This window comes from Cetobacterium sp., assembly GCF_051658645.1.
Lineage (GTDB): Bacteria > Fusobacteriota > Fusobacteriia > Fusobacteriales > Fusobacteriaceae > Cetobacterium_A.
Genome location: NZ_JBOFMZ010000022.1, coordinates 49,057 through 61,301, shown reverse-complemented (window position 1 = coordinate 61,301; position 12,245 = coordinate 49,057). Strand labels below are relative to the sequence as shown.

Annotated in this window: 10 protein-coding genes and 1 riboswitch; of the genes, 7 read left to right on the top strand and 3 right to left on the bottom strand. The window is 25.8% G+C overall.

The window, feature by feature from the left end; translation table 11 throughout:
* The first annotated feature begins 13 nt into the window (after positions 1–13).
* Positions 14–604 carry a sigma-70 family RNA polymerase sigma factor gene (locus tag ACRCZX_RS01290; RefSeq protein WP_438581135.1) on the top strand — a complete coding sequence of 197 codons (591 nt, stop codon included), beginning with the start codon at positions 14–16 and terminating at the stop codon, positions 602–604.
* Between the two features lie 30 nt (positions 605–634).
* Here the strand turns inward: ACRCZX_RS01290 and ACRCZX_RS01285 are convergent, their stop codons facing one another.
* A complete protein-coding gene (locus ACRCZX_RS01285) occupies positions 635–1,381 on the bottom strand; it encodes a MipA/OmpV family protein (protein ID WP_438581134.1) in 747 nt (248 codons plus the stop codon).
* 121 nt (positions 1,382–1,502) lie between these two features.
* Positions 1,503–1,578: riboswitch (cyclic di-GMP riboswitch) on the top strand.
* Between the two features lie 23 nt (positions 1,579–1,601).
* Between ACRCZX_RS01285 and ACRCZX_RS01280 the strand changes: the two genes are divergently transcribed.
* The gene (locus tag ACRCZX_RS01280) at positions 1,602–1,895 is read left to right on the top strand and encodes a MarR family transcriptional regulator (RefSeq protein ID WP_438581133.1); all 294 of its coding nucleotides are present in this window, start codon (positions 1,602–1,604) and stop codon (positions 1,893–1,895) included.
* 48 nt (positions 1,896–1,943) lie between these two features.
* Here ACRCZX_RS01280 and ACRCZX_RS01275 read toward each other — a convergent pair whose 3' ends face one another.
* On the bottom strand, positions 1,944–3,335 hold the full coding sequence (locus ACRCZX_RS01275; protein WP_438581132.1) for a hypothetical protein: 1,392 nt from the start codon (positions 3,333–3,335) through the stop codon (positions 1,944–1,946).
* 75 nt (positions 3,336–3,410) lie between these two features.
* Positions 3,411–4,802: a hypothetical protein gene (locus ACRCZX_RS01270; protein ID WP_438581131.1), complete on the bottom strand. Its 1,392-nt coding sequence runs from the start codon at positions 4,800–4,802 to the stop codon at positions 3,411–3,413.
* 179 nt (positions 4,803–4,981) lie between these two features.
* Between ACRCZX_RS01270 and ACRCZX_RS01265 the strand changes: the two genes are divergently transcribed.
* The 5 genes from ACRCZX_RS01265 to ACRCZX_RS01245 all read left to right on the top strand — a co-directional run bounded on the left by ACRCZX_RS01265 (position 4,982) and on the right by ACRCZX_RS01245 (position 12,128).
* Positions 4,982–5,533, top strand: a complete 552-nt coding sequence (locus ACRCZX_RS01265; RefSeq protein ID WP_438581130.1) for a LemA family protein — start codon at positions 4,982–4,984, stop codon at positions 5,531–5,533.
* The gene (locus ACRCZX_RS01260; protein WP_438581129.1) at positions 5,514–7,211 is read left to right on the top strand and encodes a DUF2207 domain-containing protein; all 1,698 of its coding nucleotides are present in this window, start codon (positions 5,514–5,516) and stop codon (positions 7,209–7,211) included. Before ACRCZX_RS01265 ends, ACRCZX_RS01260 begins: the two co-directional genes overlap by 20 nt.
* A 74-nt stretch (positions 7,212–7,285) precedes the next feature.
* On the top strand, positions 7,286–9,793 hold the full coding sequence (locus tag ACRCZX_RS01255) for an EAL domain-containing protein (RefSeq protein ID WP_438581128.1): 2,508 nt from the start codon (positions 7,286–7,288) through the stop codon (positions 9,791–9,793).
* Positions 9,794–9,910: 117 nt separating this feature from the next.
* Positions 9,911–10,834, top strand: coding sequence for a CBS domain-containing protein (locus ACRCZX_RS01250; RefSeq protein ID WP_438581127.1), 924 nt, complete (start codon positions 9,911–9,913; stop codon positions 10,832–10,834).
* A gap of 16 nt (positions 10,835–10,850) precedes the next feature.
* Positions 10,851–12,128, top strand: coding sequence for an ArsB/NhaD family transporter (locus tag ACRCZX_RS01245; protein ID WP_438581126.1), 1,278 nt, complete (start codon positions 10,851–10,853; stop codon positions 12,126–12,128).
* Positions 12,129–12,245: the final 117 nt, after the last annotated feature.

Sequence of the window (12,245 nt, the reverse complement as noted above, 5' to 3'; positions counted from 1 at the left end):
AGGGGGAGAAGTTATGAATGAAATCGATGTAATGTTAGCAAAAAATGGTGACAATGAAGCAATCGAAAAAGTTTTCTTAAAATATAAAAATGATATTTTAAGAAACAGCAGAAACCTTTTTATAAAAGGTGGAGATGTAGATGATTTGTTACAAGAGGGGTATATAGGTTTATTAAAGGCTATAAAATCATTTGACGAAACAAGAGAGGTATGTTTTAGTACTTTTGCAAATCTTTGTATAAAAAGACAGATTATAACAGCTGTTAAATCGTCAAATTCAAATAAAAATTTAAGGTTAAATACATCTATTATTGGGGATAAAGATGTTAACTTAGAAGATTTAACACAATATGCAAAACCATCTTTAAATTATAGTTCACCAGAAGATCTACTGTTAGGAAAAGAGTTGGTTAATTTATTAGGGAATTTTTTAAACGACAACTTAACTGAATTAGAAAAAAAGGTGTTTTATTATATATGTAAGCAATATAAATATGTTGAAATTGCAGAACTTTTAAATGAACCTCCTAAAAAAATAGATAATGCTATTCAAAGGGTAAAGAAAAAGATTTTAGCATATTTAACAGAATACAAAAAAGGATGAAATTGTTTTCATCCTTTTTTTTTCTACAAATTAGAAAAAGTATTGAGCTCCAATACTAGCGATAAAAATAGGTTTTTCACTTGTAATAGGAGAGTCTGTAATTTCGTTTGAAAACTGCTCTACTCCTAAAATACCGACAAGAGATATTTTATCGTTGTATTTGTAACTAGTTGTTAGTATTGTTCCAACAGAAAATGCTGTCTCAGCTTTGTAGCTCGTAGTTAACTTATCAGATTCGGATTTGTTAGCTTCATCATCGCTAACACCAAAGTAGTAATCAGAGTAGTCTCCAGAGAATCCTTTTGCATAGATGCTTGGAACTAAAATTAATTTATCATTTATTGAATATGGTTTAAATAAACTTATTTTAGCTTCTGAACCGTGCTCACCAAATTGAACAGTCGTACCTGCTTTAATACCAGCAATTCCAGAGTTTAAATCAGCTCTTAATCCAATCATAGCCATAAATTTTCTATCTTCAATGTTAGTATAATCTTCACCTATATCTTCAGATTTTATTGGAAAACCAGCCATAGGATCTAAGTATACTGATAAAGCTAAATCTTCACCTTTAAAGAAATTATATCCAAATGTAATTCCTTTTGCATAGAAATCTCCATAGTTTATATCTAAAAGTGGTAATGGATAAGCTTTTGATTCTGCTCCTGAATAAACGCTGTTAGAAAATCCAGCTCCAGCTCCAATTCCAATTTTATTTTCTGCAACTGCTGCAGTTGATAAAGTTAAAGCTAAAATACTTAAAATAATTTTTTTCATAATACTTCTCCTCTTAAAAAAAATAAAATCTTGTAAAGCTAATTATATCATATCAACTTATAATTTTAAAAAAGAAAAAAAGAAATGTGTGATTAATATTTATATTATGGTATTATATAGTTGGAAAAAAGGGCAAAATAGAAGAAATTCTATGACGCAAAGCTATAGGGCCTTTTAAATGGCAGCCAGTTGCACTTAGTAAAAAATTAGGGGTGTTGCTATGTGTAGAATAATTGAAATAAAAAAAGAGTTAAAAAAGTTTCATATAAATTATACTCAAGAAGAGGTATTATATAGAATAAATGAAACTCCAGGGATAACTCTTTGTGAGTTGACAAAAAATATGGATTTATCAAAGGGATCGGTTTCTCTTTGTATAAAAAAGTTAGAGTCAGAAAGATTGATTCAAAAATTTGAAACGTTTGATGATAAGAGAATATTTAAAATTCATCCTACAAAAATCGGAAAAGATTTATATAGTAAAATAAAACTAATCAAAATTTTGAAAATATAAAAAGTAGAGCTAGCTGGCTCTACTTTTTATGTTTTATAAATAAAGTTCTTAAAGAATTGGTAGTGAATAAGACTTTATAAATGGATATTTAGAATGCATATTTAAGTTTTCAAAAGTAACAAAACCAGAAACATCTTTTCTAGTAAGGCGTTCATCTAATTCTGAAATTTTAATAAAATCTAAAATATTTAAATTTTCTTTTAAAAAAAACTTCTTTTTTATAAGAGGAAATAAAAGTGATGGTATATTATCAAAAATTGCCAACACATTTTTTGAAATTTTTGAATTTTTCTCAAAAGAAGTTAGAAAATAAAGAAAAATAATATTTGAAAACTGTATATTTTTATAAATTTTTCTTAGAATAAAAAACAAATCAACACATTTAGTAGAATCATATTGAGATAAGTTAAATTTTAAAAATTCTAAATCACATATATACACATTGTTTTTAGGGTGATTTGCCAAACTAATCTTATTTATAAAACTTTCTAAAAAAGTATTCTCAGTAATAACTAAAGATAGGTTTTTAAAAATCAAAGATTTCATAAAATTTATCTCTTTAGATAAAAGAGTATCACTGTTTTCTAAAATTCCATTACAGAATTTTAAAGTGTCAATAAAAACATTAATATCTTGTAATATAATTTGTCCAAATAAAGATTTTTTTAAAAATTGATAGCACGAATCTAATTCAGAGTTTTGAATTAGATTTATAAACATACTTTTAAAATCTTCAAAATTAAGTGAAGAGAGAGTAGGTTTATCTCTATCATTAAAATTTCCGTATATAATAAGAAAAGCTTTTAAAAGATTTTTATTTTGAGAAAAAGAGTCAAAATTATACTTGTTAATAAAAAAACTGACTTCAGAGTCTAATTTAGATTCGAAATCAGAATCTAAAAATTGAATACAATCATTTGTAATAATTTCTGGTAACTCATCAAATTCAACAAATAATTTGTAAAGATATGTTAAACCTGTGAATTTTAGGTTATCTTTTGTTCCAGAAATAGAGATACCTTTAGCGTTTGAACTATTCACTTTTAAATTATATTCTTTTAAATTATCTTTTACAATTAATAAATCGTTGCTTAAAGCACGCCTTGAAACTCCGAGTAAATCAGAAAAGCTGTTTAAATTTATATAGCGATCTCTCAGAAGAATTAATATTATATAAAAAATACGATTTTCTTTTGAAAAAGATTGTTTTTTTTTTAATACTTCTAGAATAGCTGTATTTTTAGAAATGTTAGTAATCATTGAATGTAAATTAATCTTTGATTCTTTTGTATGAGTAAAAGAATAGATTTGCTTTATATAAAGTTTAACATTTTGTGTATCCATTTTCAAAAACTCAGCAATAAAGTCTACATTTTTTTTTGATGTATATCCTAACATCTTACAGATTCTAATATGATTTGTATTGATGTTTACTTTCATATCGAAATGCTCCTTTAGTTTAAATTCTTAGGATTAGATTATAACATAAAATTAGAACAAATAAAAACCCTCTAATTATAAATTTAGAGGGTTTAGTGTAGTTTCTAAAATATGTTCATCAATAAGATTTAAAATATTAATAGAGTTATATGAGTTTAGAAGTTTAATTTTTTGATATGTATAGCTTTCATCACTTAGTATAAGATCATATTTATCATTAAATAATGTTACATTTGATCTATAAAGAAATCCAGGCTCAATTTCAAAATTTATATTTGGAGCTTTTAATTTTAAATTATTTTTTAAATAGTGATCATCAGAAATGGTTACTTCATTGAAAAGTAAAAGGACATTTTGCACAAGAGATTTATTATGTTCAATAATTATCTTTTTCAAAATATTGATAATTGAAATTTTATCAAAGAAAAATAAAGAACGATTTATTGAATTTAAAATCTCATTAAACATAGACAACAAAATTTTATCAGATTTATCAATTGAAGTATTTTTAACTTTTAAGATACTATTATCATACTTAAAAAAAGAGATGCATATTTTTCTTAAAAGAATATTCTCTAATCCTATGTTTAAGTTCTGAAGATTGAATTTTTCTTTTAATTTTGATAGTAAAATATGCCCATTGGTGCTGATTTCAGATTCAAATAAAAAATGTTGTTTTTTAAGAGAAACTACAAAAAATAAAAGATGGTTACGATAGCGCTCATCATACTCTGACATTGTGTTATCTATCAGTTCTTTAGTTTCTGGATATTTATTTAAATCTATATTTGAATTACTTAAGTTAAAACCTCCAAGTTTTTTGTCAATAATAACTAGTGTACATAAAAAAGAGATTATAAAGTTAGTGCTTGAGATTTGAGTAGACTTTAGTATAAAGTGTATTTTTTCTAAAATATCTACAAAATCATATTCTGAAAGAAATTGAAAATGTAATGAATTTTTTTTAATATTAAAATCTCTACCAATAAAAAATTTAATAATTTTTTTACAAAATATGTTTTTGCACTCTTCTGAAATATAACTTATTTTTACGCCTTTTCCGCTTTGATATTCATAAGTTGAACCAGAATCATCCAAGATTTTTTTTATCTCTTTAAAATACCGAACAATAGAGCTGCGTGATAAATCTAAATTTTCTTTTTCAACCTCTAAGTTTATAAATTTATTATGAATGAATTTAACAAGAAGATAATCTAGAATTTCATTTGATGTAATAAAATCTTTTCTTGAAAAAATATTTTCCCACTCATCTTTATTTAAATCCAAAGATAGATTTGAATTTTTGACTATAATCGTTTTGAAATTATTATCTTTTAAAAATTCGTTTATTTGAATAATATTTTTTTGAATTGAATTTTTTTCGACGTTCACATAAAGAGATATTATCTCTGGAGAAAAATTACCTTGAGATAATAGTTTCAAAATATTTACATTTGTAGAATTCATAAGTTCCCCCCGATTATATAATATACTACAAGTATTATATTAACATATTTTTATAAAACAGAAAATATGAAAAATTTTACAAAAAAATCTTTTGAAACAGTAAAAAAGTTCCTGATTAATTTTTTAAAAAATGTAGTATAATAAATAAAACGATAAAATATAGATTGAAGGAGGATTTTATGATTTTAATAATTATTTTAGTGCTACTTGGACTTTTGGTAATTTATGGTGTAGGAATTTATAATAAACTTGTTAAAGAAAGAAATTTTGTAGATGAAGCTTTTTCAACAATAGACGCATATTTGAAAAAAAGGTATGATTTAATACCTAATTTAGTAGAGACAGTAAAGGGTTATAAAGATTATGAAGGTAGTACATTAGAAGCTGTAATTAGTGCAAGAAATAAATATATGAGTGCAACATCAACAGCAGAAAAAATAGAAAATGAAAATATGATAACAGGAGCATTAGGAAAATTATTCTCTTTAACTGAATCATATCCAGAATTAAAAGCAAATCAAAACTTTATGAAATTACAGGATGAGTTAGTAAAAATAGAAGAGGATATACTTCAATCTAGAAAATATTACAATGGTAGTGTTAGAGTTTATAATACAATGTGTGAAACATTTCCTAGTTTAATAATTGCTAATAATTTTAATTTTAAAAAATATCCATTCTTTAAAGTTGAAAACGAAGAGGAAAGACAAAATGTTAAAGTACAGTTTTAGAGCGTTACTACTCTTAATTATAATAGCTACATCTGCATTAGCTGACAGTGGATATATTATAGATAAATATAAAGTAGATATAACTATAGATGAAAAAAGTACTTATAATGTAAAAGAAAGTATAGATGTCCATTTTAAAGAAAAAAGACGTGGGATATATAGAGTTATTCCAGAAGTGTTTAATGGAAAAAAAATAAAAGTTTCAGACATAAAAACAAATACGAGTACTTCTATAAAAAATGAAAAGAATTATATATATTTAAGACTAGGTGATTCTCAAAAATATATAATTGGGCCTCAAAAATATTATATTCAATTTAAACAAATCTTTGGTTGGGACAGACAGTCAAAGTATGATGAAGTATATTATAACTTAATTGGAAACGATTGGGATACAACTATAAAAAGGTTAGAGTTTTCAATAACTTTACCAAAAGAGTTTGACTCTAGTAAGATAAACTTTACAACAGGAGTTCGTGGTAGCCTAGATAATTCAAGAGTTGTTTTTAGTGTAGATGGAAATACAATAAAAGGTTATACAACTTCTGCTTTAAAAGAGAAAGAAAGTGTCACTATAGCCCTACCTTTAAAAGAGGGTTATTTTAATCATTCAAAAGAAAAAGCGTTTTATAACTTATTAACACTATTAGTATGCCTCGTATACTTAATTGTTCCAATACTCTCTATAGCGCTATGGATAAAGTACAGAGATAAGAATAGTGTAATTGAGACAGTAGAATTTTATCCACCAGATAATCTAACACCAACAGAGATAGGTTATTATATAGATGGTGCTATTCATAGTAAAGATTTAACAAGTTGCATATTTTATTGGGCAGATTTAGGATATTTAAAAATACATGAAAAAAAATCAAGCCGTTTTTTTACAAAAGAAGATTTTGAAATTGAGTTTTTAAAAGATGAAATTACGAGTGAAAAAGAGTTTGAAGTATATTTGTTTAAAGCTTTAAACAGCTATAAGTCAAGCGAAAATCGAGTAAAAATATCTAGCTTAAAAAATAGATTCTATAAACATATAGAAAAATCTGCAGAAATTTTAGAAATAGATTTAATTATGAATCAAAAAGCTTTATACAGCTCTAAATCTTTAAGAATGGGAGCTAATATAAGAGCATCTATATTTTTAATCTTCTTTATAACAATAATTTTTTATAACTATTTTGGAGTTTTATCTAAAACACGTTTTGCGTTAATGGTTTTAGCTGGAATTTTATCGGTTTTAACAACTTTAATTATGAGTATGAAGTTTAAAAGTAGAACTGAATATGGTCGTGAAATATTAGGTAAAATCTTAGGTTTTAAAAGATTTTTAGAAACAGCAGAAAAAAACAAATTAGAGACTTTGTTAGATGAAAACCCTAGTTACTTTTATAAAATTTTGCCATATACAATAGTTTTAGGTGTAAGCAAAATCTGGGAAGATAAGTTTAAAGACCTTTCAGTAGAGTCTCCTCAGTGGTATGGAGGGGGAAACTCAGTAGGAAATGCGTTTATACTAGCTACATTTATGAGAGGATTTAATAACTCAGTAGGAGCTTTAAATGACAACATGCTTTCAGCGCCAAAATCTCCAAGTAACTTTGGTGGTGGCGGAACATCTATCGGAGGAGGTAGTTCAGGTGGCGGAGCTGGAGGAGGTGGTGGAGGAAGTTGGTAGAAGAAAAGTATTAAATTGACCACTTTCGTATAATTTGTTATAATGAAAATTGATTATAAAAAGCGGGAGGCTCAATGAAAAGAATTTTAATTTTCTTTTTTCTATTAACTCAACTTATGTTTTCTTCTACCTATATTCCTCAAAATATTAAAGAGGATAATGTTTTGAGAAGCTATAAAGACACTCAATTGGTTTTAGGATTAGTTGAAGATAGTAACTTTGATAATGAATCTTTAAATAATATAATTGAAGATATGTTAAAAAACTATTTAGGATTAAATATAAAGGTTGTAAAAAAAGATTACAACAAGATAAATTCACTTTATAATGAAAAGAAGTTAGATATAGTTGGATTGGTATTTGAAAATAGCAATTTTGTAGAGTTGAAAAATTCAAAAAGAATAATAGATCATTCTCCTGGAATTTCTATTATTTTAAAAGATAGTTTAATTGATTTATCTTTAATTATAAACAATGCTCTTTTACAGAGATATGAAACCATAATAAAAGAAGCTAGTGATAAAAGAGAAAGTAATATTTTTAAAAGCAATTTTTTAAATTCATTAACAGATTTTGAAAAAGAGTATTTAAAAACCTTAAACCTAGTAGAAGTTGGAGTAAAACTTGATAACAGTTTAAATTATTATTCTAAAAATTCAAATCGTTATATTGGTGTTATTCCACTATTTATAGAAAATTTCTCTAAAAATACAGGCGTTAACCTGAAAGTAATGAGTGATAGAAACAATAATTGGGATAATATATATGATGACTTTTTAAATAAAAAGATAAAAGTATTACCACTGTCAGGAAATAAAGAGTGGAATGAAGATATTATATTCTCAATGCCAATTTATGAACCAGTTATGTATAAAATTTCAGGGTTTTATAGCAATGTGACAAAAATTGGAGTTGTAAAAAATTCAGTAGAAGAAAATTTTGCAAAAGATTTTTATATAGATTCAGATATAAATAGATATGAAAATCATAATGATTTAGAAAAAGCTCTTAATACAAAAGAGATAAATATAGCTTTGTTATTTGATATAAATAAAATGGACACAAGTAAATTTAAAGTAAACGAGTTAGAAAAAGTTCAGATTTTTTTAGCTTTTAACAAAGAGGATATTGTTCTAAGAGATATTTTTAATAAGTTTATTAAAAATAGTACAAATTTAAAAACAATAATAGAATCAGCGGATATGTTGAAAAAGCAAGATGCTTTTAATGAGTATCAAAAATATAGACTAACAAATGATTTGTTAATGTCATTACTAATTATAGCAATGTTATTAGTGGTAATATTTATTTGTAAAATAGTTTTAAATCAGAAAATAACAAAAGAGTTAAAACGAGATTCAACAACAAAAATTCCAAATAGAAAAGCTTATTTGAATTTTGTATCAAAAAAGAAAATATTAAAAGGATATGCAGTAGCATTAGATATAGATAATTTTAAAGAGGTTAATTATAAGTATGGTCAAATAACAGGTGATTATATACTTTTAGGAGTAGGTTGTGCTATAAAAAAAATATTTAAAAATGAAGATATATTTCGAGTTTCAGGTGATGAATTTTATATTTTTAGCAAAGAAGAGTTTATTTTAGAGAGATTAAAAGAGTTAAAAGATGAATTGAAAGATCTTAGTTTAACTTATCAATTGGAATTTAGTATTGGATATTATAATAATAAAGATGATGATTTAGAATCTTGTTTTAAATTTGCAGGAATGGCACTAGAAGAATCGAAGAAAAAAAGTGAGACTTATTATTTAGAAGCTACAGAGGATTTATTAAAAAGAAATAGAAGAGAAAATTCTATAAAATCATTTTTAAGAAATCAAGATTTTAAAGGTTTATACGCTGTTTATCAGCCAAAATTTAGTATTAAAAACAAAAAAATTGTTGGAGGTGAAAGTTTAGCAAGATGGAGTGATGAAAAATTAGGTTTTATATCACCAGTTGAGTTTATACCAGTAGCTGAAAAAATAGATTTAATACATTTAATAGATTTTGAAATAGCTTCTCAAACAATAAAGTTTGTAAAAAGATTAAAAGAAAGTAATCTTATTCAAAAAGGTTTTAAAATGTCTTTTAATCTTTCAATGAAAACTCTTGAAAGAGATGATGTTGTAACTAAAATAAAATCATTATTAGATGAAAATAATATTTCAGGAGAATTTTTAGAAGTCGAAATAACTGAAACTATTTTTTCGACAAATTTGAAAACAACATTAAGAAAAATAGAAGATCTAAAAAAATTAGGATTCACTTTGGCTATGGATGATTTTACAGCTGGACATTCGACAGTGAGCTTATTACCACTATTACCTCTCGATGTTGTTAAGTTTGACAAAGCTATTTTAGATTCAATTGGAATAAAAGATGATTTAGTTTCTTCAAATATATACACAGCATTAGTTCGATTGGTAAAAGATCTTAATGTAATTATTATTGCCGAAGGAATTGAAACAGATTTACAACTAAATTTTTTAGAGAAAGCACTTGTTGATATTGGACAAGGATACATATTTAGTAAGCCAATTACTGATTCTGAGTTCGAAAACAGAATAAAAAAATAAAATTGGATAAAAACAAATTGACTTATGATTCAAAAACGAGCTTTACTTTTTGTAAATATGTGTTATACTTAAAAATGAATAAAGCACAAGATAGTGAAAAAACAAGGGAGGCATCAAATGAAATTGTCTAGCTATTTATCTGAAAAAGCAATTATTTCGAATGTTAAAGGAAATAATATAAATGAGTTGGTGGATGATCTATTAAATAGATTAGTAGAAAACAACAAAGTTTTAAAAATTGAAAAAGAGATAATGAAAAGAGCAGTATTAAAGAGAGAAGAAGAAGCGTCAACTTATTTAGGACACGGAATTTCTTTACCACATGCAAGATTAGGTGATTATGATGATATATTAGTAGCAATAGGATTCCCTGAAAAGCCAATCAAAATAAAAGATAGTAATAACAAAGAAGAAGAATTAAAAATTGTTATTCTTGTAATCGCTGATGTATTAAAAAGTAAAAAGATTTTAAAAATAATGTCAGGTATATCTAAATTAGCGATGAGAAATAAAGATGTTCTAGATCGGATAATTGCAGGAAAAGATCCAATTCAAACAATCAAAATAATAGAAGCAGCAAATATAGAGATTGATCACAACATAACAGCAGAGGATTTAATGACTAACTTACCAAAAGCAGCAGTACCTTCTGATACATTAGAAGATATCGCTAAAAAAATAATAATGGAAAAAGTAGCGGGAGTTGCTGTAGTTGATAGCGACAATAATTTTTTAGGAGAAATAACAGAAAGAGAGTTAATATCTTTTGGAATGCCAAAATATACAACTATTTTAAGCGACTTAAACTTTATGACTGTGGGAGAACCTTTTGAAAACTACTTAGTAAACGAGAAAACAGAAACAATAGAAGAACTTTACAGAAAAGAGGATCTTGTAACAATAGATAAGAATACATCTTTAATGGAAGTTTCATACTTGTTTATGAATCGTGGTGTTACTAGAATATATGTTCTTGAAAATGGCAAGTATCTTGGAATAATACTAAGATCAGATATTATAAGAAAAATATTACATATATAAAAGGAAGTGAAAGTTTATGTTTAGTTTAATAGTAGGACTTGGTATTTTTATAGCAGTATTTTATTGCATAATTACAGAAAAAGTTCCTGGAGCATGGGCAACTATGGTCGGCGGTTTAGCTATGTCTATGGTTGGTTTATTTAATGAAGAAGAAGCACTGCATGCAGTTTCAAGTAGATTAGAAATTTTATTCTTACTTATAGGTATGATGATAATGGTTCATCTAATATCTGAAACTGGTGTCTTCCAATGGTTTGCTATTACTTTAGCAAAGTTTGTAAGAGGAGAACCATTTTTATTAATAGTGTTGTTATCGATAGTTACAGCTGTATGTTCAGCGTTCTTAGATAATGTTACAACAATCTTACTAATGGCTCCTATATCTATATTACTAGCTGGAGAATTGAAATTAAATCCATTCCCATTTGTAATAACAGAGATAATGGCAGCAAATATTGGTGGAAATGCAACTTTAATAGGAGATCCAACTCAGCTTATAATAGGTCATGAAAGTGGACTTGGATTTAATGAATTTTTATTTAATACATCACCAGTTGCAATTATTTCAATGGTTGTATTATTAGTTAATGTTTACTTTATTTATCGTAAAGATTTCCATGTTTCAACAGAGTTAAAAGCTAGAATAATGGAGATGAACCCAGGTAGAGCTTTAAAAGATAAGAAACTTTTAAAAGAAGCAGGAGTTATATTTACACTTGTTATAGTAGGATTTATCTTAAATAACTTTATAAATAAAGGATTAGCAATAATGTCTTTAAGTGGAGCTTTCTTACTTGTAACAATGGCAAAGAAAAAACCAGCAGAGATATTTAAACACGTTGAGTGGGATACACTATTCTTCTTCATAGGATTATTTATGATGGTTTTAGGAATTGAAAAAATTCACGTGATTGATGCAATTGGTACACAGATGATTAACTTCACAAAAGGTAATTTCCCATTAGCAACATATTCAATAATGACATTATCAGCATTCTTAACTGCGATAATAGGAAACGTTGCAAATGCAGCGACTATATCTAAAATAATAAATGTAATGGCTCCAACATTTGATGGAGTTCATAAAGAAGCACTTTGGTGGGCACTATCGTTTGGATCTTGTTTAGGAGGAAACATCACTATTCTAGGATCAGCAACAAACGTAGTAGCAGTTGGAGTAGCAGCTAAATCAGGATGTAAAATAGATTTCGTAAAATTCTTAAAGTTTGGAGCACTAATAGCAGTACAAACTTTAGTAATAGCAGGAATATATATAAAATTCAGATATTTATAAAAATAGTAAAAGAGAGAGAGCGAAATATTTCGCTCTCTTTTTTTATTTTGAAAAAAGGAACAGAAAAAAAAAGAAGAATATATAAATATGATAGAAAAAAATAAAAAAATAAAAAAA